Origin of the sequence: Cohaesibacter sp. CAU 1516, assembly GCF_005771485.1 — a bacterium.
In the GTDB taxonomy this organism is placed as follows: Bacteria; Pseudomonadota; Alphaproteobacteria; order Rhizobiales; family Cohaesibacteraceae; genus Cohaesibacter; species Cohaesibacter intestini.
The window spans coordinates 231,389-257,027 of the sequence record NZ_VANT01000007.1 but is presented as its reverse complement, the minus strand read 5'-3'; the positions used below and the strand labels follow the sequence as shown (position 1 = coordinate 257,027).

The following is a 25,639-nucleotide window of genomic DNA, read 5'->3' as shown; positions in this document are numbered from 1 at the left end:
GCAAAGGATTGGGAAGCTTCCATCGCCAGTTCTGTTGCATGGGTCACCATTGCCAACATCAGAGTGATGATCCGACGTTTGGCAACCTATTGTTATGTCCCATGAACTTTTGAATCGGGCACTAACATGCTTGTGATGTCGATATCGCTGCGCCAGGTTTCATCTACAGTGAGGCCATGGAAAGTGAAATGAGGTTTCGCGACCACCATTTTCGATGTCTCGCTTTTCAACCTGTTGGCAATGTCCTCATGGGAATATGCATTCAAAACCCAGTCTTTGATACGTGTGTAAGGACCAGGCTTGCGGTATTTCGCGAATTCCTTGCCAACCTCGTCTTGAAACCAAAACGCTCCGTTGTTGTTATGTAATTCAATGATCCATTCCGCGTCGGCACACCCGGTTGCAAGCTTTCGAACCATAGGGGTCGCCCCTTGCTTCAAGATCTTTTCCACCTCGTTGGTAGCCAATGTCTTAGCCGATCCTGATGGCGCCAACCCAATAAGCCAAAGCGTCGGCAGGATTTCTCCGACACCGGAAACATCAAGGTGGGCACCTCCTTGCGTCAGAAAAGACGCAGCAACAGAAATAACGTGGAAAATTGGAAGTTCATAACTGATGTCAGTTTCGTCGAAATGACGACATAGGCGTTTTAGGAATGATCCTTCCGGCAACAGTTGATACATTTCATACTGCTCAGGCTCCGCTTTGAACGCAAGCATTTGAACAAGAGCTTTCATATCCGCTTCAGAGAGCGGTTTTTTGCCCTTCGGCGATGATTTTTGAATTCTATCGAGCAAGCTTTTCGTTGCTGCTTTGCTTTTTGACATTTATAATTGACTTATTTCTATAACTTTTGGCTATACATACTTCCCATAGCAGTAAAAACGCCGACATTCTGGATATAACCAATTGTAATAACATGGAAAATCTTCATTTTCAGCTGCCGACATGGCGCCGACACTTCGCCAAAACTGAAGAGAACAAAATTAAATGATCTGTTTGCGCTGCAATTGAGAAAATATGCTGTTTTCGTGAGAAGGCGTAAAACTTCTTACGTTTTTTCGAAAAACAGATAAGGTCCAATACAATCGCAATGGACCAATCACTTCTGCTCTTCCGGTGATTTTCTGATAATGCTCTCGATGTCGCTCATACGCCATTTGGCAGAGTAACCGATCTTGATCTGACGCGGAAAAGCTCCACGCTTGATATCACGATAAATACTTGCTTTTGACCGGTTGAGCAGTCGGCAGACTTCAGTGATGGAAACCAAACAATCCGTATTGTAGATGTTCATTGTTCAACCTCGTTCTCAGTTTTTCTAACGAGGTCTCAAATGGTTTCGTTTTCCGATGAAAAAAATAAAAAGTTCAAAGCGCATTTATTGCGTTCGACATATCATCTCTCGAATATGCAGGTCAGAAAGGCAACCCATAGAGGTGGTGTCGTTTCAAAATAAAAAAAATGCTTTTTCCGCTTAATTCTTAACTGAAGTATTGCCCATCGCAACCGGAGAATCCTAAACTCATAATATGGAAGGCTTGAAGCAGACACAAAATGCAGTCCGAGAGCAGTCCGAGATTAAAACCCAAACCGAGAGGGAGAAGAAGGGCTCTTCTAAAGCATTGAGATTGTTTAGTAAAATGGTGCCCGGAGGCGGATTCGAACCACCGACACGCGGATTTTCAATCCGCTGCTCTACCAACTGAGCTATCCGGGCACATGCAAAGGCGTCTGACGCGTTCTGGCGGGGCCAGCGGGGCAGTGCCCCGTGCAATTTGTTTGGGCGTTATAGAAGGTTCATATTGCCCTGTCCAGTGTGCTTTTCGCTTTTCTACAGGGGGAAGGTGATTTTATCCCCGACTGGATTTCAATCCATGCATATGAGCTTCTAATACAAGAGACACAGGACCGGAGACCGGGTTCTATCTGCTTGAAGGAAATGACCTTTCGCTGCGGAGAGGCGCACAGGCACTCTCTGCATCAAGGCCGTGCGTGCTGATTTCAGACATTGAAATCTTCGTCATCTGGCGCGTCTTCTTCTGTCGCGGCGATGGCATAGGAGCCGCTAAACCAGCGACTGAGGTCGACATCCTTGCAACGAGGGGAGCAGAAGGGATAGGCCGCCTTGGTGGATGGTTTGTCGCAGATCGGACAGGGACGGGCGCGTCGCAAACCGGTCACCTTGGCAACGGCTGGTTTGGCTTCGTCCTTGGGGCTGTTGGTCATGATTTCAGTCCATTTTGGCACAGCGATGCATTTTATCGCACGCCACCAAGCCATTTAAGGCGCAGCGGATAGCCCTCACCGAGCAACAGGTTGGAGGTCTCATGCAAGGGCAGCCCGACAACAGAGCTGTATGAGCCAACCAGATTGACCACAAAGGCTCCGGCAATGCCCTGGATGGCATAGCCCCCGGCCTTACCGCGCCATTCGCCAGACGCCACATAGGGGTCGATGTCGTTGGTCAGGCGCTTGAAGCGGATGCGCGTTTCGACCACCTTGGTGCGAGTCTTGCCTTTCGGGGTGACTAGACTGACCCCGGTGAAAACCTTGTGCGTGCGACCAGACAAAAGCGTCAGGCACTGGATCGCTTCTTCGGCCAGATCGGTCTTTGGCAAACTGCGACGCCCGACGGCGACGACCGTGTCAGCGGCGAGAATGAAGCTGCCGCCCAGATGGGCGTCATCCTTGTAGATCTGATGAATGGCCGCAGCCTTTTCCTCGCTCAGGCGACGGGCCAGAGCGCGGGGCTGTTCATTCTTCAGGGGTGTTTCATCGAGATCGGCGGGCTTGAGGGCGACCGGTTCGATACCGATTTGCTGGAGCAGCTGCAAGCGGCGCGGTGACGCAGACGCCAGGATGAGACGATAGGAATCGGACATGTCGCTATGCTTTACTGATGAAACTCGGTCACGCCCACGCAATCAGGTGTTGGCAAACGTCTGGCAATAGTCTGGTCCAGTCGGAGCGCAGCCTCACGCAGGCAAGTTGGGGCAGCATGAGAGAGCAGGTGTATCCACCTGCCCTATTCTCGGTCCCGACACATGACGGGTGTTATTTGAACCGGTAGGTGATACGACCCTTGGTCAAATCGTATGGGGTCATCTCGACCTGAACCTTGTCACCAGCAAGCACGCGGATGCGGTTCTTGCGCATACGGCCAGCCGTGTGGGCAACGATTTCGTGGTCATTTTCAAGCTTTACACGGAATGTGGCATTTGGCAGCAGTTCAGTGACAACACCAGGGAATTCCAGTACTTCTTCTTTCGCCATAAGCGTCCTATATGTCCTTTAAGGTTGGTTTTCAGGGTTGTTTCAGATCGCCTTCGGGTTGCCAGTCAACCGGGAGCAGCCTCTTGATGCACCCGGCCGGCACCCTCCAAGACCCAACGGCCCCGCCCTCGTCCGCAGAGGCTCCAATCAGGCATCAACGGCAACCGGCGACAGGCTGATCGATCAAAGGTTGTCGATCCAAAAACCCTGTATCGTCTTTGAGATTGTCGGCAATCTAGTCGAAAGCAAGATTAAGTTCAATCCCCGACGCGGAATCTTGCAGTATAGAGTCGAATTGCAGGCTTTTGACTGCATCTGATTGGCCAATCAAGGCGTCTGCCCGCAAGCAAAAATACAGAGGTTAGCCGCCCGCTGGCGAGATCCACTCGAATCGGTCCTTCAATTTGACCATCAAACCGTCACGGACAGCGCGATAGGCATCCATGATCTGCTCGCGTGAGCCGTTGGCAAGGGCCGGGTCCATCGTCGGCCAATATTCCGTCTCCACCGCGTGCCCCCGGCTCCATTCAAGCGACTTGTGATGCGCTTCGGGTGCCAGCGAAATGATGAGGTCGAAATAGCTGTCTTCCATGTCATCGAAGGTGGCGGGTTCATGTTCGGAAATGTCCAGGCCGATTTCCTCCATCACCGCAGCAGCAAACGGGTCTGGCTTGCCACAGCGCACGCCGACCGAACGCACATAGAAGGCACCGGGAAAAAGGTGGTTGGCCAGTGCTTCCGCAATGGGCGAGCGGATGGCATTCATACCGCAGGCAAACAGGACAGAGGCGGGACGTTCATCAAAACCCGCAGTGTAGTCGACCATCCCTCAGCCTCGCCAATGCAGTGCGCAAATCAACGTAAACAGACGGCGCGCGGTTGGGAAATCGGTGATGATCTTTCCCTCCAGCCGCGACTGGAGGATTTGCGAACCTTCATTATGCAGCCCGCGCCGGCCCATATCGATGGCTTCTATGCGGCTTGGGGTGGCGGTTTTGATGGCCTCATAATAGCTATCGCAGATCAGGAAATAGTCCTTGATGATGCGACGAAAGGGGGTCAGAGACAGAATGTGGGTGGCGATCTGCTCTCCGTTCTCGCGTTTGATGTCAAGCACCAACTTGCGCTCAATCATCGACAGATCGAGGCGATAGGGACCGCCCTCGTCGTGTCCGACGGGCTGAAAGCTGTTTTCCTCTACCAGATCATAGATCGCAACGGAGCGCTCATGCTCGGTTTCAGCGTTGGCTGGCTGGATGGATTGCGGGTCAAGTTGGACGGCGCTAAGCCGAAAGCAGCCATCGCTGTGATCGCTTGCATCACTGTCGGGCTTGTTGGCCGCAATCGCGCTTTCGGTCTCCTCGACCGCATCGGTCCCCTTCGTTTCAGCCATGCCTCACCATCTTTGACTCTTTCCAACCCATTCCAGCCTTGTGCCCGCTTTGTGGGGGGAAGTCAAATCCCCTCCCCCGGAGCGTGTCAGACCACAGCATCCGATCTTCAGGCCATGTTCAATCGCTTGGCAACCGAGCGGGCATGGGCTTCCAGTCCCTCCTGGCGGGCCAGGGTCACGGCGGCGGGGCCAATCTCACGCAAGTTCATCGCGTTGCATTCAAGCACAGACGTGCGTTTGACGAAATCGAGCGTCGACAGGCCGGAGGAGAAGCGCGCCGAACGGGCCGTTGGCAGAACATGGTTGGAGCCACCGACATAGTCGCCCACCGCTTCAGGGGTGAAGTGGCCCACAAAGATCGCACCAGCATTGTGCACCTTGTCGACCATAGAAGCTGCGTCATCCAAGGCCAGCTCGAGATGTTCCGGAGCAATGCGATTGGACAGAGCAAGACCGGTTTCCCAGTCGGACACGGTGATGACGGCGCCATAATCGGCCCAGCTGGCACCGGCAATCTCGGCCTTTGGCAGGGTTTCAAGCAGACGCTCGACCGCTTTCTCTGTTGCGTCGGCCAGAGCCGCATCGTCGGTGATGAGGATCGCTTGCGCCGCTTTGTCATGCTCGGCCTGCGCCATCAGATCGACGGCAAGCCAATCGGGGTCATTGTTCTTGTCAGCCAGAATGAGCACTTCCGACGGGCCTGCAATCATGTCGATACCCACCAGACCGAAGACCCGACGCTTGGCTGCGGCCACGAAGGCATTGCCGGGGCCGACAATCTTGTAGACCGGCGCGATTGTTTCCGTGCCATAGGCCAGAGCGGCAACGGCTTGGGCGCCACCGACGCGATAGACCTCATCGACGCCAGCCAGCCGGGCTGCGGCCAGAACCAGTGGGTTAAGCACATCGTCCGGGGTTGGCACCACCATCACCAGACGCTTGACGCCAGCGACCTTGGCAGGCACCGCATTCATCAGCACCGATGACGGATAGGCCGCCAGACCGCCGGGCACGTAAAGACCAACCGCCTCGATTGCCGTCCAGCGGGAGCCGAGCTTGACGCCCAAGGCATCCTCATACATGTCGTCCTTTGGCATTTGACGGGCATGGTGGGACTGGATCCGATCGCGGGCCAACTCCAGCGCGGCCATGGTGTCGGCATCGACCTTGGCGACAGCTGCGTCGATTTCGGCCTCGCTGATCCGCAAGCCTGCGGGGCGCGCATCAAAGCGATCGAATTTGGCGGTATAGTCGAACAAGGCCTCGTCACCGCGGGCCTTCACATCCTCGATGATGTCGCGCACGATAGCGTCGACATCTTCGGAGACTTCCCGCTTCATGGTCAGAAGATCTGCAAAGGCGGCATCGAAACCGGCGTCGGAAGCATCAAGGCGAATGGCCATTTCGGGGTGTCCTTACACTGTTCGCATCTTTGGTGTTTTTCGGCAGTCTTTATGGGAGTTTCCGGCCAAGCACGCAAGAGGGGTAGCCCGTAATTCAGGAGCGACCACGACTTTTCCATGGCTGTTCACGTGGGACATGCAGAGGTTCCTGTTGCAAGGCTGGCATCCAGTCGATATTTCTGTCACAGTTAGCGCCTTGAACATACAAGCTAATTTTGTTTGGAGAATGCCAAAATGCCGTTTCCCCGTCCCAGTTTGTGCCAGATTGCCAGTCTCTTTTGCCTTGCATTTCTGACGCCTTCCGTTGGGATGACCACCCCGCCGGAGGCAGACAAAGTGGCGGTGGATGCTGTGCCTGGCCTCAAGGCCTTTTTGCAGGAAAGCTATATGGGAGATCCAACGGTCCATATCTGGCAAATGGATCTCGATCTGCCCAACGACAAGGTGGATGAGATTATCCTGCATATTGAGGATATTGATTATTGTGGGTCTGGTGGCTGTGAATGGAGTATCTTGCGGCGCGAGCCAGCAGGCGATCTGAAGACCATTGCCACTATTCTGGCAGGCGATGTGACCCTGAAAGATGACCCCGTTTCAGGCCTCAGGCAACCAATCGCAGCGACGCGCCATGGCGACAAGCCGATGGACATTGCCGGCAAAACATCCAGTCAAGTACAAAGGGCACGCGAGCGGACAGGACCCTATCGATCCACCAAACACGTGGTCGGCCCATGCAAGGGTGGGTATCTTTGGTCTGGGGGGGCCGCCGGGCAAGGTGGCGTGGCGCGCTATGAAACCTGCACCCGGGACGAAGCCCTGTTGATGCTGGAATGCCAGAGCGATGTCGGGGCAGTCGAGGCACGATTTGCCATCGATCCGGGAGGCTTCAAGGAAAGTGATAAGGTCCCGGCCCTTTTCTCAGTCATCCGAAAGCAGCAGACTTCTTTCTTTCCCAATCCAGGCACCCTTTCCACCGGGGAAATGGAAGGCCCGATGCTGTCGGTGCTGTTTGATCGCTATGACGGGTTGCTGGATGCCTTGCGACAGGGCAACCGGGCGATGCTCAACGCTTCGGTCTCAAAGCTCGATCTGCATCTCAGGGGCTCTTCCAACGCCATCGATGCCATGCTGTCTGCCTGCCCTGATGGTCGGAACTATTAAGCAAGTGTCGGCCTCAGAGCGGCCAAAATCAGAAGATAGTGTTTTCATACTGACCCTGATCGGGTTGGCTTGCGTATAAAGCCCATAACCAAACAAGAATATTGCCTTCACCCATAATGAGGAACGATGATGAAACAAACCATTCTTGCAACAGCCCTTGCCGCCGGGTTCGCTCTTGCGTCAGGCAGCGCCGCATTGGCGGTCGGGTCTGACACCAGTGCCCCGCCGAAGCCGACCCCGACGACCAAAGACTGCGAGAAGGGGGAAGTGTTCAACCCCGACACAGGCAAATGCAGCAAACCAAGCTCGAAGATTTTCAGCGATGATCAATTGTATGATGCGGTGCGCGAGATTGCCTATGCCGGTCATTATGACTGGGCATTGGAGGTGATCGCGGCAGCGGCCAATCCGAATGATCCACGGATGCTCAACTATAAAGGCTTCATTCACCGCAAACTTGGCCATTTTGATCGCGCCATGGATTATTACAAAGCCGCAATCAAGCTTGATCCTGACTACACCCTCGCTCGTTCCTATATGGGACAGGGGCTGGCTTCCGAAGGAAAAATGAGCGCTGCGCGACAACAATTGTTCGAAATTGAACAACGTGGCGGACGCGACAGCTGGGCCTATGCGGCGCTGGAGCAAAGCATCCGCGAGAAAGCCAAAGTCTATTGATGCAAAGATGTCTTTAGGCAGGGAATTGTTGATCAGCGGGGCGCGATACATGCCCCGCTTTTTTGTTTGAGCGGCTCAACGAGGCCGCTGATGGGTCCGATCATTCGCGCTTGATCAGCCCTTGCTGGCCATCTGTTTCTCGAAACTTTCGGCGGCTTCGTGCTCTGGGAGATTCTCTGTTTCCCAAGCGGCTCCGGTATCGGCCAACTGGGCTTCGATACATTCAACGCTGAGCCGCAATTCGGCATCGCCAGCAAAGATCAGGGAGATGATGCCGTCCGGCCCCTCCCCTTGCTGCTCGAAGTTGGCGGAGAGCAGGTTGAGCACAGCATCTTGCGCACCTGTGCGAATGTTGCGGCCTTGAACGGAAGAGACCCGGTCGAAGTGCAGCACGGCCTCATGGCGTTCGTAGGTCGGCTTGGGACCGAAGATCCGACGTTTTTGGGTGACGGCCTCTTCCCAGGCAAAGCGGTTCATGCGGACCACAAGACGGTTTTCTGATCGCAACCAGTGAATATCACCGACGCGCACAACAGCATCCTGAATTTGACTTGAGACGACCTGAAGGTCTTCTGCATCAAGAGCGGCAAGTTTGAGCATCGACATCATTCACTCCTTGAAGGCGCACATGGTGGGCGTGGGCTTATGGATCACTTCCCACAAATAGGAAGATCACGCCGGGAAAACAAGAGTTTGCCCGTGAAGGCGATCCCTTATGGACCGATCAGGCGGAAATACGCTCCACTGTTGCGCCACAGGCAGCCAGCTTGTCTTCGAGGCGCTCGAATCCACGATCAAGGTGATAGACCCGGTTGACCTTGGTTTCCCCATCGGCCACCAGACCGGCAATCACCAACGAAACAGACGCGCGAAGGTCAGTTGCCATCACCTGCGCCCCGGTCAACTTGTCAACGCCCGTGACATGCGCCTTCTGGCCATCGAGAGAGATTTTCGCGCCCAGACGGGCCAGTTCCTGCACATGCATGAAGCGGTTCTCGAAGATGGTCTCGGTGATGGTCGAGGTGCCTTCGGCCATGGTCATCAGCGCCATGAACTGGGCCTGTAGATCGGTCGGGAAGCCGGGAAACGGATCCGTCGTTGCATTCACGGCTTTCAAGGCGGTGCCGTTGCGGGAGACGCGAATGCCTTCGCTGGATGGTTCGATCTTGGTGCCGGTCTCGGCCAGAATGTCGAGAGCAGCCTGCAGCAGATCGGCACGCGCGCCTTGAAGCATCACATCGCCGCCGGTCATGGCAACGGCCATCGCATAGGTGCCGGTCTCGATGCGGTCCGGCAGAACCGAATGGCGCGCGCCATGCAGTTTCTCGACCCCTTCAATTGTGATGGTGTCGGTGCCGGCGCCAGAGATCTTGGCCCCCATGGCGATGAGGCAGTTGGCCAGATCCACCACTTCGGGCTCACGGGCAGCGTTTTTCAGCACCATCGTGCCTTTGGCAAGGCTGGCCGCCATGATCAGCACATGGGTTGCACCAACGGAAATGCGCGGGAAGGTGTATTCACCACCCTTCAGGCCATCCGGTGCATTGGCAACCACATACCCCTTGTCGATATCGATCTCGGCACCCATGGCTCTGAGGCCGTCAATGAAGAAATCAACAGGCCGGGTCCCGATGGCACAGCCACCGGGCAGCGAAACCTCGCACTGGCCCATGCGGGCAAGCAACGGTCCGATCACCCAGAAGCTGGCACGCATTTTTGACACCAGATCATAGGGGGCACGGGTGTCGATAATTTCCTTGGCTTGCAGGTGGACCACCTGACCGGCCATGGAATCCTGTCCCGGACGCTTGCCTTCAATCATGTAGCTGACGCCATGGTTGGAGAGGATCTGCTGAAGCTGTTGCACATCGCGCAAGCGCGGCAGATTTTCCAGAATCAGTTCCTCATCCGTCAGCAAGGATGCGATCATCAATGGCAGAGCTGCATTCTTTGCTCCAGAGATCGGGATCACACCATTCAGCTGGGCACCACCTACAATACGAATTGCGTCCATGTCTCTCTTTTTCCCTTGTCAGCCAGCCTCGGCTGACATTGTTCTGTGTCCGGCTTTATGTCCGGAGTCCTGTTGCGGGTTCCCGCTTTTATTGATTCTGGTTCCGTCCGCTAGGCAATCCACTCGGCTCAAGAATCCTGACGGGATGGATCGTCGCCGGATGGGGCATTTTGCCCCAACGAGGTGTCGCCCGCATTATCTTGTGCCTTGCGTGCCCTGACCTGTGCCTTGCGGCGGCGCAGATTGTCCCGCAGCGCCTTCGACAGACGAGCCTGCCGATCATCGGACGCCTTGCCACTGCGGTCGGCCGCGTCAGAGGATTCGGTTTCGTCTTTGGTGTGATCAGCGTTGGACATCGTCTTCAAATCAATTTCGATTATCTTTTTCGCCTTGTTCCGTTTGGTGGCGGAACCGACGAGTCAATCTCTTGGACCTTGCTCTATACCAAATGCAACCGACAAGAAAGACCAGAATATGGAGATTTCTGGGCTATCTGTGGCATTTTTAGGGAAATTGGTTAGTGCTGCCAGAATTGCATCCACGGTGAAGCTTGATCGCAGCTTTCATTTGGTGCTGTGCATTCTGAGACGCTTCATCAACAGGCATCCCCCTTTCATGGCAGGATTTTCACAGTTCAGACGAAATTCACCGCTTTTTTCAAAATGGTGCTTGCATAATCAAATTCGGTATGCAAAAAACCGCCCGCATCGGGAGACACTTTCCGATGCCCAAAACACCAAAGAATGCTGCAGTAGCTCAGTGGTAGAGCACTCCCTTGGTAAGGGAGAGGTCGAGAGTTCAATTCTCTCTTGCAGCACCATTCTCTTCCCACAAAAATTAGCAGAAACCAGCCTGTTTCAAACTGTTTGGCTACTCTTTTCATATGTAAGTTCTTGCAGACGATTGCAGAACGATGCGAGACCAAACAGCCGGTTGTCAAAATTTACGGCAGAGTATTGGCAGAGTCTTTTCACTTGCAGTTCGATCGTGTGCAGGTGCGTCACTCCACCGAATGCTCATATCTTTTCTTGATATCAAGATAGCGCACCCACACCTATCCACTTTCTCAAGAATAAGGATGCCTTATGGATCTTGATGGACAGGAAAGGCAATTCGTGATCTGCAACATCTCGTCACAAATTGAAAACGGTTTATCGTGGTTGCGATTTGCAAACTCGGCCCCAAGCTTCCATGCGAGTCAGGATCTGATCTTGCAGTGCGTTGCTCGACTGCGGACATTAACGCACAACGCAGCATAACCAGGCAGTGAAATCACACTGTGCGGACATTTTTGTCGTTCAACTTGCTCGTGCCAATGACCGCTCCTAGTTCTGGGTGGCACCTCCGCCCCAATCAAAAGTTGTAATGGTGGATCATTGCTAGATTTGGCTTGATCGCTCACTGCGCCCCGTCCATCTTGCGTCGAGTTGATAAAGAGGCGTTGCGATGCATACAGGGTTTGTCCTCGGGATTATCGGGGCGGTTTTTACAGGCCTTATAACATTTAAGCCCGCTATATGGGTGTGGGCGTTGGGCCTGCTGTGGGTATTGCTGTTTGGCTTGTTGAACTACGACCACCCCCGCGACAAGGCCGCCATCAATAGTGTTTTGCAGCGTAAAGACAACTTTTTGGTCTATACCAAGCTTGTTGATGCCATGATGCACGGGCTGAGGCGGATGCTGTCGCCCACTGATGCGATGACTGACAGGATGCCTTCAAAGGGTCTGGTCTCAAAATTTACGTGGTTTTTGGACCCCCGCGCGCGCGATCCGGAAGATCTGAAGCGCCTGCAAGCCAACACTTTGTCCTGGCCGGTGATGGATGCGGCTTTGAAGATCGCGGTAATCTATCCGCTTTTGCTGCTCCTCATTCAATGGGGCTGTACCGGGCAAGACACGGGCATTGCCGCGGTCACAATCCTTGAGGCGGAAGAACGCACCTGGCTGCGTACTGCGCTGGTATGCCCTCTTGTGGCGCTCGTGATCATGCGTATACTGGCATCAGCCACTCAGATGCCAGTTTTGCATAAAGCATCTGAGTGGCTGTATTGGTCAGCAGTCGCATTCGCATTCGCAGGCGCATTCGCAGGCGCATTCGCAGGCGCATTCGCATTCGCAGGCGCAGTCGCAGTCGCATTCGCATTCGCAGGCGCATTCGCAAGCGCAGTCGCAGTCGCAGGCGCAGTCGCACTCGCAGTCGCACTCGCAGGCGCAGGCGCATTCGCACTCGCACTCGCAGGCGCAGGCGCAGTTGGGTATGGTTGCACCAAAGGTAAAGGTGGCCTGTCCTATGCCCTGTTTGTCATCGGGCTTTGGGCCTGTCTTGTTCTGGCCTTTGCTTTTTCTGCCGGAAGCATGACGGCTGAAAGACGCCTCTTGGTCTTTGCTTTCGGGATGCTTCCGCTGATCAACGCGGTGTTTGACTATCTCTCCTATGGCATTACGCTGGGGCTCATTCGTTATGGGCGCAATCAACGCAACTTGGTGACCGGGCTGGTCTGGATCGTCGACGGGGTGGTCGCTTTGGCGTTGTTGATCGGGCTGGGCCTTGGCCTGAGCGGAACCATCGCGTTGATTAACATGCTAACGGGGCAAGAGTTCATCGCCCTAGGCCCGATCTTTGATGACCTTAATGAACCGGACGCGCGTGCAGGCTATACATGGCTCATGCTGACCCTGCTTTCCACACTTGTGCCGACGCTGGTACACTTGGTTCTGGTCTTTCTGTCGGCCTTTACGTGGGTGCCGTATAAACTCAAGCTCTGGATCGCGCGAGCAATCGTTTCTGACAAGGCGGGCAAAAAGAAGGGCCAATATTCAGTTTTGTTCGGTAGTCTCGCTGCGGCCACGCTAGGTGCGCTCTGGGCAGCATTGGTAACCTTTGGGCTATGGGGAATCTGGATATTTATGACCGCCTATATTGAGCCAGTGGGTTCGATGGTTTTGGCAATCATCGAGCATGTGGCGCTCTGGCTTGGGTGGGTAGAACCCAGCATTGTTGGGTGACATCAAAGTTCGACAGCTGAGCGCTCGTGCGAAGCGGTCATTCGCTCATCTTGCGAAATCCGTCACTCAGGGCTCCAAGCGGCCTAATGCGCTGCAATATTGTTTCATCAAAGCTCGTTTTGACCCTGTTGTAAGCGGCCCTTCGTCAACTGACAAATACCTCAAGGAAAAGCGTGACAGATCAGCCGAGTGGCCGATCTGTCCCTGCTGTTTTTAGACGCTGTAACAGAGATATTTTTGTTCCAGAAAGTCCTCTATGCCATATTTGGAACCCTCGCGACCAAGACCGGAAGACTTGACACCACCAAAGGGCGCCTCTGCGGTGGAAACGAGGCCGGTATTGATGCCCACCATGCCACTTTCCAACTCTTCTGCGACCCGCCAGACGGTGGAAATGTCCCGCGCATAAAAATAAGCGGCCAATCCGAATTCAGTGTCGTTGGCAAGCTCTATTGCTTCGTCCACGGTCTCGAACTTGATCACCGGTGCGACGGGTCCGAATGTCTCTTCGGACAGCACTTTCATGCCCGCACTGACCCCGGACAACAGGGTCGGCTCGAAAAAGGTGCCGCCAAGCGTGGATCGCTTGCCACCGATCTTGACCTTGGCCCCTTTCGACACCGCGTCGGCAATATGGTCTTCAACCTTCCCAAGCCCGGCCTCATCGATCAGCGGACCGATGGTGACGCCCTCCTGCATGCCGTTGCCGACCTTGAGCTTGCTGATGGCGGTGGCCAGCTTCTGTGTAAAGGCCTCGGCCACGCCGCTTTGGACATAGATGCGGTTGGCGCACACGCATGTCTGACCGGAATTGCGATATTTGGCGATCATTGCCCCCTCGACCGCGCTGTCGAGATCGGCATCATCAAAGACCAGAAATGGCGCATTGCCGCCCAGTTCCAGAGACAGTTTCTTGATGTCATGGGCGCATTGTTGCATGAGTATGCGCCCAACCTGGGTCGAGCCGGTGAAGGTGAGTTTGCGCACCTTGGGATTGGTGCAGAGTTCAAGCCCAACGCCCTTGGAATCCGAGCTGGTGACAATCGACAGCACCCCCTTGGGGACCCCTGCCCGTTCGGCCAGTACCGCCATGGCAAGGGCAGACAAGGGGGTCTTTTCCGCCGGCCGGCCCACAAAGGAGCAACCCGACGCCAAGGCAGGTGCCACCTTGCGGGAGATCATTGCATTTGGGAAATTCCAAGGGGTGATGGATCCGACAACGCCAATCGGCTGTTTGATCACGACGATACGCTTGTCTTCCTGATGACCCGGAATGACATCGCCATAGACCCGGCGCCCCTCCTCTGCGAACCACTGAATGAAGGATGCCCCGTAAGCAATTTCGCCCTTGGCTTCAGCGAGAGGTTTGCCCATTTCGGCGGTCAAGATTTTGGCGAGATCATCCTGATGCTCCAGCAGCAAATCGTTCCAGCGCAACAGGATTGCACAGCGTTCCTTGGCGGTTTTTGATCGCCAAGCCTTTTGCGCCTCATAGGCCGCATCGATGGCTTTTTTCACATCTTGCGCAGATAGATCCGCCACTTCGGCGATGGTTTCTCCGGTCGCAGGGTTCGTTACGCAAAAGGTTTTGCCGGTTGAGACCCACTCCCCCCCAAGAAAGGCGCGGTGTTCCAACAGGCTCTGATCGGAAAGCTCCAACATGGCATCCCATCCTTTCTGATGTCATTTAAAATGCAGCCTGATAGATGGCGAGTGCGTCCGCTTCTTCCACCGGGCGAGGATTGTTGACGAGAAGGCGTGTCTGGTTCATTGCGTCCGAGGCGAGCTTTGGCAGCATGTCCTCTGGTACATTCATGGCCCTCAGATTGGGTTGCAGTCCGCATTCGACCGCCAGCTCGGCCAAGCGATCACAGAAGGCGGCGGCGCGTTCCTGCCCTTCCAGACGGGCGAGTTCAGGAAAGGCGAAAGGTGCCAGCTCTGCATAGGGTTCGTGGGATGTGACAATATTGAAGCGGAGCACATGCGGCAGCACGAGCGCATTGGACAATCCGTGCGGAATATGGAAATGGCCACCGAGTGGATAGGCCAACGCATGGACCGCGGCCACCGGTGAATTGGCAAAGGCCTGTCCCGCCAGCATGGACCCGAGCAACATGTTGCCGCGCGCTTCCTTGTCGCTTCCATTCTGCACGGCCTGCAACACGGACGGTCCCATCAGGGCAAGAGCCTGTGTCGCCAACATCCGCGAGACCGGATTGTTGTTGGCACTGGCCGAAGCATAAGCTTCGATCGCATGGACCATAGCGTCAATGCCCGTCGCCGCCGTGATATGAGGCGGCAGTCCATAGGTTAGCGCGGGGTCGAGCAGAGCGATATCGGGCAAAATGACCGGTGAGACGACCCCCATTTTCTCGTTGGTGCCGGTGGTGACAATAGAAATGGGAGTCACTTCGGAGCCTGTGCCAGCCGTTGTCGGCACAAGAATGAGCGGCAACCGCGGTCCCTTGGCATTGCCAACGCCATAGACATCCTTGAGGCTTTCGCCGCTTCTGGCCAACAAGGCAACCAGTTTGGCCACATCAAGAGATGATCCACCGCCAAAACCAAGGATGCCATCCACTTTGCTTTCTCTCGCCTGATCGGCGGCTGCGAGAACGATTGACTCAGGCGGATCGGCTTCCACGTCCGAGAAGAGTTCAACCGCGACCCCTGCTGCCTCGAGCGCTTTGAGGGCCTGGTCCACCAGACCGGTGGCGATCATGCCCGGATCGGTCACGACCATGATCCGGTCCCCCACCTCCGCCTTTACAATCTCTCCGAGTTGGGCGACCAGCCCAACGCCGAACCGAATTGATCGCGACGTATTGAAAATAAATGGATCCATACTCTTCTCCTCCCAGAAATTTCTCACGCTCAAGACCCGAAACTGAAGGCGGTCAACACCGCCAGACCAAAGGCGATGGCCCCGGCGATGATCAAGGCACGCAGCCTTTCTGCTTCCCTGTCAGATTGATCCTGTCTGAGACGTTCAACCGGCTCATAAGCGGCAATGGTCACCTTCAGCGGGCTCGCCATCTCCAATTTGTAGGCAAGAAACCAGACCAGACCGACGCCACAGATCCAGCTGCCCAGCGTCCAAGCCCACAGGGATGGCATGCCGAGCAGCCAGACGGGTTGGTCTGGCGCTCCCGCAACAAAGGCTTTGTTGCCAAAAATCAGCCCTGGACCGACACTGAGGAAAAACCAGATCAGCGTCAGGGACCATGCCGCTGACTTGAGCGCGCGATTGCTTCTCCCATTTCCAGCCAACCCGGCCAACATGGCCCGTACATCCCGTGCTTCCCGCCCCAGCGTATCGCGATTGGTAATTGCGGAAATAATCAGGACGGCAGTCACGTTGAGCACCATGCCCCACAGGGCTGAATGGATGGTCCAGGGCCAACGCCCCCACGGCAGTTCCAGTCCAAAGAAAGACAAAATCTGATAGCCGAATGGTTCCGTCAGAATGACGCCAAAGGCCCCGAAAGCCGCACCGACGACCGCTGCCTGTCGGGTGATCCAGCCAAACCAGACCACGCCCAGAAGCGGTGTGAAGAGCTGGAAGGACAGTGGCAGGGCCAAAGCGGCCAGCGCCGACAGGGTCACGGGTGCGATATTCTGCAAAATCATTGCCAAAACCGCCAGAATGGCGATCGCGACCCGCGTCAGCATCACGGTTTCGCGCTTGGTCAGTCTTGAATGGAAATAAGGCTTGTAGACATGCCGGATCAGACCTTCCGCGGCCACGAACAACGACAGGCCTGCAATCAACTGAACACCGGCAAGCAGACCCAGAAAGATCACCGCTGCGAACCATGGTGACTGAGCCATGATGTCGCGCGACATAGGCAGAAGCTGCAGATCCGTCTCGACCAGTCCCGAAGCGCCGATCAGACCGATTGCAAAGACCACAAGCAGGCCAATAAAGCCAGCAGTCACCCATGTCTGCCCCGTTGCAAGGCCATTGGCGCTGCGCGTGGACAGGATCAGTTTGAAGGCCAGAGGGCTCGCCTGAAACCCCATCAAGGCGAAGGCCAGCGACAGGTTGGCAAGGCTGGTTTGCGACCCGGCGACAGACCCGCCTCGCCCCAGCCCGGCGGTGAAGTCAATGACCTTGCCGACTTCGAAAAAGTGGCCATTGCCTTCAATCAGCGAATAGGCAAGGAGCTTGGCATTCAGGGCCTCAAAGCCGCCAACATAGACGAGAGAAAAGCCTGCCAGCAAAATGACTGCCAACGATGCCAGTACCGTTTGGAGCACGCCCAGATAGCCAATCGACCGCATGCCACCAATGCCGACGCCGGCAACCAGAATGGCAGAAAAGAACACCGAAGCGCCCAGTTGCGAAACCGTACCATCGGTCAGAGCCTCTGCAAGATGGGCCAGAAACCGCACTTGCAATCCGCAGAATCCCAGAGCGAAAAGCAACGCCACAACAACAGAGAAACAGACCAAGAGTGGACTTTGATAATAAAGCCGGAAGATGTCGGCCTGTGAGGAGATGCGCATGCGCTCGGCAATGAACCAGCTGCGCTTGAAGAAGATGACACCGGGCAACGGCACAATGACCCCTGCCAGCAACAAGACCGGCAAGGAGAAGCCGCTTTGGGCGATCTGCTCGGTCCCCACGAACAGCAACCAGATGAACAGGCTTGCACCTGCCAGCATCAAGGCACCCACCCATGCAGGCAACGCATGCCCGGCAGAGAAGAAGCCATCTTGTGTGCCGCCCTCATTGACCGCAATCCGCGCCCAATACAGAATCATAAGGCCATAGGCCAGAACCAGCAGAGGCAGCCAGATCATGTGGGTTGCAACACTCATTTCCCGGCCTTTCCCATCGGATCATGTGTTTTATGAAAATGGGAAAACGCGCCTCTCAAACCGTAGCGGGTGGCCATGTAGACCGGCAGACCAACAGTGAGGACGGCAAATAGAGCCAGTCCGGACCAATAGTCGGACATCGACAAAGCCCCTTGAAGCCAGGCTGCAATGAATACCAGGATCGCGATGCCGAACAATCCCATTCCCAGCGCAGTCTCGCCCGATGAGAAGGCGGTCCCGGCGATGGCATTGATCACCATATGTGCGATAAATCCGGCCACAATCACGCAGATCCCCACCAGAGAAAGCAGGAAACTGTCGGTCGCGAAGCCTTCCAGCAGAAAGGCAGTCCCACAAAGGCCGAGCACGGCCCAGTTGGCATGGACCAACAAATCGCGTTCCGTAATGGATAGCTTCAACATTCCGTTCACTCCCTCCCCTCTCCGGGTTTGATTGACACCCGGAGAGGCATTGGATGCCCATTGCTTCAAGGCGTGATGACGCACGCGGCTCAAGCTGCTCTAGTTCACCTGCTTGGGATCACTCGTCGGCTTGTCCTTGGGCCCTTTGGGGCTTTGGGCGGCCTTGTCTTGCGCATCCGACGGACCATTTGGCTCCGTGTAGACAATCTTTGAGAGGTCCTGCAGCGTGTGCGTGCGATGCACATTGTCCGCATTCAAGCCGATTTCTCCCAGAAGCTGGTCGACAAAGGGCGCTTGTGATCGATAGCGCAGAGCGGATGAGACCACCTGATCGGCGAGATTGCCCTCCCGTGGGGACGCGCCTTCACCATCGGGTGCCCCTGCGCCGCCTGTCCCAGCACCACCTGTGCTGGAGAAGCCCGGCAGGCCATCGACATGCAGGATCTTGATGCCTTCGATCTTCTCCATCGGCTTGACACTTTCGCGGATGATGTCCGGCAGTTTTTCGACCAGAGACTTGTGCAGACCACTGCGGCGCGATGCATCGGACCGCATATTTTCCGCTTCATTGAGGGCGCGCTTGCCTTCCGCTTCCACTCTGTAACGCTCGGCCATTGCAGCCACGGCAATGCCATCGGCCTTGGCGCGATCTTCAGCAGCAGCCTTCTCGGCCTCTGCCAGCACCTTGATACGGGCTGCCTCGGCTTCGGCAAGTTTCTGTGATTCCAGCAAGGCAATGGCCTTTTGTCGGGTGGCAATTTCGGTATCGCGCAGGGTTTGAACGCGTTCGGCAGCCTCGACCATTTTTGCCCTTGCCTCTTCGGCCTCGGCCTGAGCCATGGACCGTTCCTTGGACTTGGTCGAAACGGCGATTTCGCGTGCCTGCTCTTCCAGTGCAAGAGCCTCCTGGCGTTTGATTTCGACCATCTCGATCTGTTGTTCCATCGCGATCCGGGCACGCTCGACCGCTTCGCGTTCGCGCAGCTGCACTTCCTCGATTTCCCGCTGACGTGCCGCATTTTCACTGGAAATTTCCGCCTTGCGCTGGGCGCGCTGAACAGACACTTCTGCCTCGTGGGCGAGCCGGGCATATTCGGTATCGCGTTGAATTTCCAGCGACTGTTTTTCCGCTTCCAGATTCTTGGAGTGAATGGCAATCATCGAGTCTTTCTCGATGTCGTTGCGCTTTTTCTTCCGGCTTTCGATCTGTTCGGTCAGGATGGTCAGACCTTGCGCGTCAAAGGTGTTGGACGGATCGAACAAAGAGATATCAGCCTGATCGAGGGATGTGAGGGAAACCGATTCCAGTTCCAGCCCATCCACGGCCAGACTCTCAGCCACTTCCCTGCGCACTTCCTTGACGAAGGCCTGACGGTTTTCATGAATTTCCTCAAGGCTCATGGTCGCAGCAGCGCCCCCCATGGCATCGATGAAGCGGCCCTGAACAAGATCCTTGAGCTGCTCGGCATGCATGGTGCGATTGCCCAAAGAGCGGGCGGCCGTTGCAACCGCCTCTTCATTGGGTGCCACACGCACATAGAATTCGACCGTCAACTCGACCCGCATCCGGTCCTTGGTGATGAGAGATTTCTCTCTCGCCCGGATGATTTCGAGCCGCAACATGTTCATGTTGACATCGGTGATGTCATGCAAGATCGGGAGGACGAAGGCGCCCCCGCCCATTACGACCTTTTCACCACCAAAGCCCGTGCGAACAAAGGAAATGTCCTTGGTTGATCGGCGATAAAGCCAATGCAAGAGATAGGCGCAGACCGCGATAACGATCGCCGCCAAAATGATAATTGCGATGAAGTCTGCACCCTTCATTTGGCTTCCCCTTCATGTTGAAAAAGTGAGGTATGGATGGATTGTGGCAGTGACGGCTTACGCATTTTCGGTCTCCTTGCTCTCAAGCAAAGCAGTCGCAAGAACGGCTGCGCCAAAAGCCATACGGTTCAAGAAATCGGCAATATTGTAGGTGACAGAAAGCGCCCCGGTATCGACGTAGCCGCTGAAAGAGGTCAGGAAGTTGCCAAGGGGATAAACTGCCCAACCGACGGTCACGATCAGTCGCAGCCAGAAATATCCCCGCTGGACCGGCTCACTCAATGAACCACGGACCGTCTCATCCATGCGGCCAAAGAACAGCTCTCCGAGAATGTAGAGCCAGAGGACTAGTCCGATCAGAAAGGCCAGCGTCGCATTCATCAATGTTGCCTCGCCAAGATAGCGAACAAACACCATGAGATTGGACACGATGGCCAGACGCCAGAACAGACCTGCTCCGAGCTCCCCAGATCGCGCTGCAAAGAAATAGAGCGCCAGAATTTGCAGCGGCATGGACACCGCCCAGCCGACATAATGATAGCCGACGGGTACTTTTTGCGCCGCCATCCAGGCTTCCCGCGCCTCATAGACGGCCCCAACGCCGACGAGTGCTGCGATACCGCAAAGGGTGACCGGCAATTTCCAGCTGCGATCCGCCCAACCAGACCCAATGAAAAGCAGAACACTTGTTGCGACTAGACCCAAGAGCGCCGTCGAATAACTGACCGCTGTGATATCAGCCGTTTCGAAAACCGCCATGTTATGTCCTCCCTGGACGATTAAACAGATATCTCATAACCATCTTCCTAGATTTGCGTTCTGATATGCGGCGAGCGAGCATAGAGCGCGACCATCGGCAGAATGAGCAGACCGAAAATGAATTGCTGCCATTCGAAGTCGAGACCGATGCCAATCAGGAAGGATGAAAGAACTTGCAAGACAAGCACCCCGATGACGGTGAAGCCATAGCTGCCCTGACCGCCGAGAAGGGACGTTCCCCCAACGACGACCGCCGCCAGTGTGAGGAACAGATATTGATCGCCCACGCCGATGAAGCCGCCACCGGACCAGCCCAACAGCAAGGCCCCGGCCATCGCGGCAAAGAAACCGGAAATGGCATACATGGTGACCCAATAGCCAAGCTCTGAAACCATGACGCGGCTGGCGGACGTGCGATTGACGCCCAGCGCATACAGGTATCGCCCATACACGGTGTATTTCATGCCGACGGTCAGCAGGATCAGCACCAGCCCCCAGATGGCAATCACAGGCGGGAATGGCAGACCGAAGGTGGAGCCATTCATCGCGGCCAGATTGGACAGCCAGGCCGGCACTTGGCCAAACACATTGCCTGAATAGGCCGAACCGATCGAGGTGATGATCTGAATGCCGCCCGAGATGGCAAAGCCGGTCCCCAAAGTGACGATCAGTGCCTGTCCCTGCAAACGAAAGCTCAACAGCCCGTTGATGACCCCAAGGATCGCACCGGTCAGCAAAACAATGATCACGGCCAGCCATGACGGCACCCCGAGGCTGATCAAATACAGCAGGCCCACATTGGCCGCGCCAATGATGAAGGGGATCGACAGATCAAGCCCACCGAGCAACGCCACCAAAGTCTGTCCGACCGACGCGATGCCAAGGAAGGCGGCAAAGAGCAACATCGCCTTGATGTTGGCACCCGAGGCGAAGCCCTCGATATTCATCGAGCCGATGGAAAACAGACCGCACAGGACCATGATACCAATGAAGGCGGACCTGTTCTGCTCGAAATGGCGGCCAAGCGTGCGGGTCAGCACGATGATGGTCAGGATGATCAGAAAGGAAACGATGTTCCAGATGTTAAAGAAGCTCTCGACCGTCAGTGACAAGATTAGAAACAGCGCCAGCAGGAACAGCAATCCATAGAGCGGAGCCCTGAATTGCAGCCAGACCTTGCGGCCTTCACTGATAGAGCCTTCTTCGTCCTGCTGTTCATCCTTGGCAGAGTGGTTGGCAAATTGGCCAAGGACAAAGCGCCAGCCCCACATGAAGGCCACCATAGTGGAGATGGCCGACAGGATGATCAATTGCACGGACAGGTCCTGTATGAAGCCGAATACCACACCGATGGCGGTGAGAATGATGGCGATGGCCAGCCCTACGATGGTCACCGGCAAGCTCAGACGCGGCTGGGTTGACATGGATGTCATTGGCTATCCTCCCCTTGCAAGCTGGGTGCCTGAGAACCAGGCGTCTGAGTGTCAGGAGACTCAGAGTTGGGAAGTTTCGTGGCGGGCATCTTGGCTGTGTCCTGCATGACAAACGCGATATAGAGCACCAGCGCAGCGACAACCGTTGCAACAACCGGGGCAACCGTCCGCCGGTCGGACTGTGTGACGGCGATCCTTACGAAAACCGCAATGAAGACGAGCAGCAGCACGGACAGCACCAGCGGCATTGCCATGGTGCGCAAGGCTTCGTCGCTGGCGGTTGGCGTAGCGACTTCCAGCGGCGCCACATACAAAGCCTCAGCTTCAATCGGAGCCAATGGCGCAATGGTGGTTTCAGCACTCTGGGTCGGTGCTGGTGTCCTGTTGCGCGCTCTTGGATCGATATCGTTGGTGGAATGCAAAATTATGCCCATCGCCACCACACCAAGGGCCACAAAATACAGAAGCGGCGAGAAATTGCGGATGTGACGGGTGATGAACGGGATGATCAGCGTCAGCAGAAGAGAAATGACCAGAATGGAGCCATAGGCAAGGTTGGTCACAAAGCTCTGCACCGCGCCGAAATTGAAGGTCGCCAGCACAAAGGTGATCAGATAGAGGTTCACTGCGCCAAGGAATGACCCGAAGACACCGGCACGACCACCGGCCAGAGACGCCCCGCCCAGCACCAAAGCGGTGACCGAAATCAGCGTGTAGGTGGTGCCCTGCGACGGATCGCCGGATGAGATCAGACCGGTAAAGGCGATCGCGGTCAGGCCCGCAAAGCAGCCGGAAATGAGGTGCGCTCCAATGCGGACAATATAGATCGGCACACCGGCCGTGTAGGCCGCCCGCTCATCAGACCCCATCAGCCGCAAGTGGGTGTAAAAGGCGGTGCGGGTGAACAATAGCCAGGCCAATGTTGCCACGATCAGGATCACGAAAACCGGCGAAAATATGGATGTGCCAAGACCCCATTCAGCCATGAATTCAGGCGCCATGCCCCCCGGGCGTGGCAGGATGACCAGATTGATCCCCGACAAGGCCAGATAGCCGGAGAGCGATACAATGATCGGCTGGACACGCACATAGAGCACCACCAGCGCAAACAAAAACTGATAGGCTGCACCGACAAACAGGGCATAGAGAAAGACCGAGATCGGATTTTGCAGCAGACCCATCGCATAAAGCTGAATCAGGGTCACGTTGATGAAGCTGATCAGAGGCCCGATTGACAAATCCACCGTGCCACGCCCGGAAATGACCGACGCCATCAAGGCATAGGTGGCCAGAACCAGCGGCGTTGCAACGACAATGGCGCCACCAATGCCCGATGCGGTCATTAGGCTGGGCGAACGCAGCGCTGCCAGCCCCAACAGCAGGAAGAACAAGGTGATCGGCACCAGAAGGAACGGATTTGCCCGCCCGCCTTGTGCCTGTTTGGCGCTATCGCTCGCCTGCTCGATCATGGCGTCTGTTTTGTTGATGCTTGCATCGCTCATGCGGCACCCCCTTTGGAACCGATGGCGCGGGCTTGGCCGGTTTTGGCATCGAATTCGACGATCCGAATGGGGCGGACTGCGGGGCGCTGAGGGGCGGAGGTGGTTGCCTCATCCGATTTGGCCTTTATCGGTGCGCTGTCTTCAGGAACCATCACCCCCCCATCCGTTGGCTCGGCTTGCTTGGCAACAACGGACTGGGTAGCGACAGGCTGGGCAACGACAGGGTCAACGCGCTCAGGTGCGACGGTCGCCCCTCCGGGCTTCAGCCCCCAAGGCGCATCCAGCCCGCGACCATCGGTCTGCCCGAACATCGCTTCCAGAATCTGCTTGGAATCAAACTGGCGGCCATCGAAGGCATCGAAAGGCATGCCGTTGCGAAACACGATGATGCGCGTCGCAAAGCCGATAAATTCCTCCAGCTCGGAGGACATATAGACGACCGACTTGTCCTCGTTGGCGAAGGTTCGCAGGTGTTTGTAAAGCTCGGTCTTGGCACCAACATCGATGCCACGCGCCGGGTCATTCAGTACGATCACGTCGGGCCGCATGGCAAAGCCGCGCCCGATCAGCACCTTTTGCTGGTTGCCGCCTGAAAGGGAGGTGATGGGATTTTCCTTGACGCCGAACTTGATCATCAGATTGTCGGCTTCGCGCTTGAAGATGGTGACAAGGGTGGCGAAGTCCACAAGCCCCAGAATGCCCGCCCGTTTCTTCTCGCGATAGAGTGGCATGACCATATTTTCAAAGATGGACAGGGAGGCAAAAATCCCCTCGCGTTTCCGGTCACCAGAGACATAGGCGATTCTTCCCTTCACAGCATCAGCCAGTGAGCGGACCACTGAAAACTGCCCCTGTCGGTCTGACACCCAGACAAAGCCACCCTTGACCGGTTCAACCCCGGCCAAGGCGCGAACGAAGGCATCCTGCCCTTGGCCATCCAGTCCTGCGATGCCGACAATTTCGCCGCGTCTTAATTCAAAATCAAAAGGGGCTGTTCCGTCGACCAGCGAAATGGCTTCGACTTTCATGGCGAGCTCATGGCTCTGAGGTTGCGGCGCTTCGAGATCAACCGCCTGTCCGGCGGTTTCGTCTCCGGTCATCAGTGCAAGCAGGTTCTTCTCGGTGATTTGTTCTTTCTCGAGGACACCGACATCGCGTCCGTCGCGCAGAACCGTTGCACGGTCAGAAATCCGGATCAGTTCGGCGATGCGGTGGGTCACGATCAGGATTGTCGTGCCGCCATCGCGTAATTCCCGCATTTTGGCGAACAACCGCTCTGTGCTGTCCAGATCGAGCGCTGCGGAACTCTCGTCCAATATCAGAATTTTGGGATCGCTGACCAAGGCCCGGGCAATGGTGATCCATTGCTTGAGACCAAGGGGCAGCGTGCCGACAAAGGCGAAAGGATCGACGGGTTCGCCCGCAAGATCCTGCATCAATGCGGCGGCGCGGGCCACCTTGTGGTCTTGCGACATGCTCTTTGAGAAGAGCGCGTCCGATCCCATGAAGATATTGTCCACGACCGTGCATTCATCGGCCACCAGCACTTCCTGATAGACCGTGGAAATGCCCAGCGCCTTGCTTTCTGCCGGGGTGGAGGGCGCTTCGCCCAGAATGGACACCGAGCCGCTATCGACGGGTAGAATGCCCGAGACGACCTTCGCCATCGTGCTCTTGCCACACCCGTTGCCTCCCACAATCGCATGCACCTCACCTGCGCGGGCGGAGAAGCTCACCCCGTCCAGCGCACGGGTTGGCCCGAAGAATTTCTTCACATTGCGCACAGAGATCGTCTCGCGATTCTGACTTTGTGATGGATGGGCAGATGACATGGTTGGGCTTCTCAATTCGCTTGGAATGTTAAGGTTCGCGAGCGTAGGGGGAGCCGTCGCCCTTGCTGATGCAAGGGCATTGAAAGGGCGACGGCGTTGTTTGGTGGTC

23 protein-coding genes, 2 tRNA genes and 1 pseudogene are annotated in these 25,639 nt (G+C 55.9%); 5 read left to right on the top strand and 21 right to left on the bottom strand.

The window, feature by feature from the left end:
- Positions 1-105, top strand: a pseudogene (locus tag FDK21_RS17295) (IS5/IS1182 family transposase); the annotation flags it as partial.
- Here FDK21_RS17295 and FDK21_RS17290 read toward each other — a convergent pair.
- From FDK21_RS17290 to hisD, 9 genes are all read right to left on the bottom strand, one after another.
- On the bottom strand, positions 93-827 hold the full coding sequence (locus FDK21_RS17290) for a hypothetical protein (protein WP_138150179.1): 735 nt from the start codon (positions 825-827) through the stop codon (positions 93-95). The pseudogene FDK21_RS17295 and the gene FDK21_RS17290 overlap by 13 nt on opposite strands.
- A gap of 275 nt (positions 828-1,102) precedes the next feature.
- Entirely contained in the window at positions 1,103-1,297 is a 195-nt protein-coding gene (locus tag FDK21_RS17285) for a helix-turn-helix domain-containing protein (protein ID WP_138150176.1), read from the bottom strand.
- Positions 1,298-1,644: 347 nt separating this feature from the next.
- A tRNA-Phe gene (locus FDK21_RS17280) sits at positions 1,645-1,720 on the bottom strand.
- Between the two features lie 284 nt (positions 1,721-2,004).
- Positions 2,005-2,229 (bottom strand): DNA gyrase inhibitor YacG, encoded by a 225-nt coding sequence (gene yacG / locus FDK21_RS17275; RefSeq protein WP_114011587.1) that lies wholly within the window; start codon positions 2,227-2,229, stop codon positions 2,005-2,007.
- 32 nt (positions 2,230-2,261) lie between these two features.
- Positions 2,262-2,885 (bottom strand): Maf-like protein, encoded by a 624-nt coding sequence (locus tag FDK21_RS17270; protein ID WP_138150173.1) that lies wholly within the window; start codon positions 2,883-2,885, stop codon positions 2,262-2,264.
- Positions 2,886-3,057: 172 nt separating this feature from the next.
- Entirely contained in the window at positions 3,058-3,276 is a 219-nt protein-coding gene (infA, locus tag FDK21_RS17265) for a translation initiation factor IF-1 (RefSeq protein WP_090070279.1), read from the bottom strand.
- A 361-nt stretch (positions 3,277-3,637) separates the two neighbouring features.
- The gene (locus FDK21_RS17260) at positions 3,638-4,102 is read right to left on the bottom strand and encodes a protein-tyrosine-phosphatase (RefSeq protein ID WP_114011584.1); all 465 of its coding nucleotides are present in this window, start codon (positions 4,100-4,102) and stop codon (positions 3,638-3,640) included.
- A gap of 3 nt (positions 4,103-4,105) precedes the next feature.
- A complete protein-coding gene (locus tag FDK21_RS17255) occupies positions 4,106-4,669 on the bottom strand; it encodes a UPF0262 family protein (protein ID WP_138150170.1) in 564 nt (187 codons plus the stop codon).
- 107 nt (positions 4,670-4,776) lie between these two features.
- Positions 4,777-6,072 carry a histidinol dehydrogenase gene (gene hisD, locus FDK21_RS17250; RefSeq protein ID WP_114011582.1) on the bottom strand — a complete coding sequence of 432 codons (1,296 nt, stop codon included), beginning with the start codon at positions 6,070-6,072 and terminating at the stop codon, positions 4,777-4,779.
- A gap of 234 nt (positions 6,073-6,306) precedes the next feature.
- On the opposite strand from hisD, the gene FDK21_RS17245 reads away from it, so the two are divergent.
- Positions 6,307-7,233 (top strand): hypothetical protein, encoded by a 927-nt coding sequence (locus FDK21_RS17245; protein WP_138150167.1) that lies wholly within the window; start codon positions 6,307-6,309, stop codon positions 7,231-7,233.
- Positions 7,234-7,362: 129 nt separating this feature from the next.
- Positions 7,363-7,911 carry a tetratricopeptide repeat protein gene (locus FDK21_RS17240; protein WP_246657610.1) on the top strand — a complete coding sequence of 183 codons (549 nt, stop codon included), beginning with the start codon at positions 7,363-7,365 and terminating at the stop codon, positions 7,909-7,911.
- 114 nt (positions 7,912-8,025) lie between these two features.
- Here the strand turns inward: FDK21_RS17240 and FDK21_RS17235 are convergent, their stop codons facing one another.
- From FDK21_RS17235 to FDK21_RS17225, 3 genes are all read right to left on the bottom strand, one after another.
- Entirely contained in the window at positions 8,026-8,517 is a 492-nt protein-coding gene (locus tag FDK21_RS17235; RefSeq protein WP_138150162.1) for a DUF2948 family protein, read from the bottom strand.
- 118 nt (positions 8,518-8,635) lie between these two features.
- Complete coding sequence (gene murA / locus FDK21_RS17230) at positions 8,636-9,925, bottom strand: UDP-N-acetylglucosamine 1-carboxyvinyltransferase (protein WP_114011579.1); 1,290 nt, start codon at positions 9,923-9,925, stop codon at positions 8,636-8,638.
- A 128-nt stretch (positions 9,926-10,053) separates the two neighbouring features.
- On the bottom strand, positions 10,054-10,281 hold the full coding sequence (locus FDK21_RS17225; RefSeq protein ID WP_138150159.1) for a hypothetical protein: 228 nt from the start codon (positions 10,279-10,281) through the stop codon (positions 10,054-10,056).
- Positions 10,282-10,670: 389 nt separating this feature from the next.
- On the opposite strand from FDK21_RS17225, the gene FDK21_RS17220 reads away from it, so the two are divergent.
- Both FDK21_RS17220 and FDK21_RS20815 read left to right on the top strand, forming a co-directional pair.
- Positions 10,671-10,745: transfer RNA gene (locus FDK21_RS17220), tRNA-Thr, on the top strand.
- Positions 10,746-11,371: 626 nt separating this feature from the next.
- Positions 11,372-12,931, top strand: coding sequence for a hypothetical protein (locus FDK21_RS20815; protein ID WP_138150156.1), 1,560 nt, complete (start codon positions 11,372-11,374; stop codon positions 12,929-12,931).
- Positions 12,932-13,144: 213 nt separating this feature from the next.
- Here the strand turns inward: FDK21_RS20815 and FDK21_RS17210 are convergent, their stop codons facing one another.
- The 9 genes from FDK21_RS17210 to FDK21_RS17170 are packed head-to-tail and all read right to left on the bottom strand — an operon-like array spanning position 13,145 to position 25,530.
- The gene (locus FDK21_RS17210) at positions 13,145-14,593 is read right to left on the bottom strand and encodes an NAD-dependent succinate-semialdehyde dehydrogenase (protein ID WP_138150153.1); all 1,449 of its coding nucleotides are present in this window, start codon (positions 14,591-14,593) and stop codon (positions 13,145-13,147) included.
- Positions 14,594-14,618: 25 nt separating this feature from the next.
- A complete protein-coding gene (locus FDK21_RS17205; protein ID WP_138150150.1) occupies positions 14,619-15,776 on the bottom strand; it encodes an iron-containing alcohol dehydrogenase in 1,158 nt (385 codons plus the stop codon).
- A 29-nt stretch (positions 15,777-15,805) separates the two neighbouring features.
- Positions 15,806-17,755, bottom strand: coding sequence for a hypothetical protein (locus FDK21_RS17200; RefSeq protein WP_138150147.1), 1,950 nt, complete (start codon positions 17,753-17,755; stop codon positions 15,806-15,808).
- On the bottom strand, positions 17,752-18,270 hold the full coding sequence (locus tag FDK21_RS17195; protein ID WP_138150144.1) for a hypothetical protein: 519 nt from the start codon (positions 18,268-18,270) through the stop codon (positions 17,752-17,754). The genes FDK21_RS17200 and FDK21_RS17195 overlap by 4 nt, the downstream gene beginning before the upstream one ends.
- A gap of 6 nt (positions 18,271-18,276) precedes the next feature.
- Complete coding sequence (locus FDK21_RS17190) at positions 18,277-20,004, bottom strand: flotillin domain-containing protein (RefSeq protein WP_138150141.1); 1,728 nt, start codon at positions 20,002-20,004, stop codon at positions 18,277-18,279.
- 57 nt (positions 20,005-20,061) lie between these two features.
- Positions 20,062-20,763, bottom strand: a complete 702-nt coding sequence (locus FDK21_RS17185; RefSeq protein ID WP_138150139.1) for a bacteriorhodopsin — start codon at positions 20,761-20,763, stop codon at positions 20,062-20,064.
- 47 nt (positions 20,764-20,810) lie between these two features.
- Positions 20,811-22,196: an ABC transporter permease gene (locus FDK21_RS17180; RefSeq protein ID WP_246657609.1), complete on the bottom strand. Its 1,386-nt coding sequence runs from the start codon at positions 22,194-22,196 to the stop codon at positions 20,811-20,813.
- A complete protein-coding gene (locus tag FDK21_RS17175) occupies positions 22,193-23,698 on the bottom strand; it encodes an ABC transporter permease (RefSeq protein WP_246657608.1) in 1,506 nt (501 codons plus the stop codon). The genes FDK21_RS17180 and FDK21_RS17175 overlap by 4 nt, the downstream gene beginning before the upstream one ends.
- Positions 23,695-25,530: a sugar ABC transporter ATP-binding protein gene (locus FDK21_RS17170; protein ID WP_138150136.1), complete on the bottom strand. Its 1,836-nt coding sequence runs from the start codon at positions 25,528-25,530 to the stop codon at positions 23,695-23,697. The genes FDK21_RS17175 and FDK21_RS17170 overlap by 4 nt, the downstream gene beginning before the upstream one ends.
- Positions 25,531-25,639 lie beyond the last annotated feature (109 nt).

What these genes read in the sequence shown, in the direction of transcription:
- infA (WP_090070279.1), bottom strand. Translation starts at nt 3,276, where the DNA reads ATGGCGAAAGAAGAAGTACTGGAATTCCCTGGTGTTGTCACTGAACTG.
- FDK21_RS17255 (WP_138150170.1), bottom strand. Translation starts at nt 4,669, where the DNA reads ATGGCTGAAACGAAGGGGACCGATGCGGTCGAGGAGACCGAAAGCGCG.
- FDK21_RS17235 (WP_138150162.1), bottom strand. Translation starts at nt 8,517, where the DNA reads ATGTCGATGCTCAAACTTGCCGCTCTTGATGCAGAAGACCTTCAGGTC.
- FDK21_RS17170 (WP_138150136.1), bottom strand. Translation starts at nt 25,530, where the DNA reads ATGTCATCTGCCCATCCATCACAAAGTCAGAATCGCGAGACGATCTCT.
- yacG (WP_114011587.1), bottom strand. Translation starts at nt 2,229, where the DNA reads ATGACCAACAGCCCCAAGGACGAAGCCAAACCAGCCGTTGCCAAGGTG.
- FDK21_RS17175 (WP_246657608.1), bottom strand. Translation starts at nt 23,698, where the DNA reads ATGAGCGATGCAAGCATCAACAAAACAGACGCCATGATCGAGCAGGCG.
- FDK21_RS17185 (WP_138150139.1), bottom strand. Translation starts at nt 20,763, where the DNA reads ATGGCGGTTTTCGAAACGGCTGATATCACAGCGGTCAGTTATTCGACG.
- FDK21_RS17190 (WP_138150141.1), bottom strand. Translation starts at nt 20,004, where the DNA reads ATGAAGGGTGCAGACTTCATCGCAATTATCATTTTGGCGGCGATCGTT.
- FDK21_RS17210 (WP_138150153.1), bottom strand. Translation starts at nt 14,593, where the DNA reads ATGTTGGAGCTTTCCGATCAGAGCCTGTTGGAACACCGCGCCTTTCTT.
- FDK21_RS17240 (WP_246657610.1), top strand. Translation starts at nt 7,363, where the DNA reads ATGAAACAAACCATTCTTGCAACAGCCCTTGCCGCCGGGTTCGCTCTT.
- FDK21_RS17285 (WP_138150176.1), bottom strand. Translation starts at nt 1,297, where the DNA reads ATGAACATCTACAATACGGATTGTTTGGTTTCCATCACTGAAGTCTGC.
- FDK21_RS17245 (WP_138150167.1), top strand. Translation starts at nt 6,307, where the DNA reads ATGCCGTTTCCCCGTCCCAGTTTGTGCCAGATTGCCAGTCTCTTTTGC.
- murA (WP_114011579.1), bottom strand. Translation starts at nt 9,925, where the DNA reads ATGGACGCAATTCGTATTGTAGGTGGTGCCCAGCTGAATGGTGTGATC.
- FDK21_RS20815 (WP_138150156.1), top strand. Translation starts at nt 11,372, where the DNA reads ATGCATACAGGGTTTGTCCTCGGGATTATCGGGGCGGTTTTTACAGGC.
- FDK21_RS17290 (WP_138150179.1), bottom strand. Translation starts at nt 827, where the DNA reads ATGTCAAAAAGCAAAGCAGCAACGAAAAGCTTGCTCGATAGAATTCAA.
- FDK21_RS17205 (WP_138150150.1), bottom strand. Translation starts at nt 15,776, where the DNA reads ATGGATCCATTTATTTTCAATACGTCGCGATCAATTCGGTTCGGCGTT.
- FDK21_RS17225 (WP_138150159.1), bottom strand. Translation starts at nt 10,281, where the DNA reads ATGTCCAACGCTGATCACACCAAAGACGAAACCGAATCCTCTGACGCG.
- FDK21_RS17200 (WP_138150147.1), bottom strand. Translation starts at nt 17,755, where the DNA reads ATGAGTGTTGCAACCCACATGATCTGGCTGCCTCTGCTGGTTCTGGCC.
- FDK21_RS17180 (WP_246657609.1), bottom strand. Translation starts at nt 22,196, where the DNA reads ATGACATCCATGTCAACCCAGCCGCGTCTGAGCTTGCCGGTGACCATC.
- hisD (WP_114011582.1), bottom strand. Translation starts at nt 6,072, where the DNA reads ATGGCCATTCGCCTTGATGCTTCCGACGCCGGTTTCGATGCCGCCTTT.
- FDK21_RS17260 (WP_114011584.1), bottom strand. Translation starts at nt 4,102, where the DNA reads ATGGTCGACTACACTGCGGGTTTTGATGAACGTCCCGCCTCTGTCCTG.
- FDK21_RS17270 (WP_138150173.1), bottom strand. Translation starts at nt 2,885, where the DNA reads ATGTCCGATTCCTATCGTCTCATCCTGGCGTCTGCGTCACCGCGCCGC.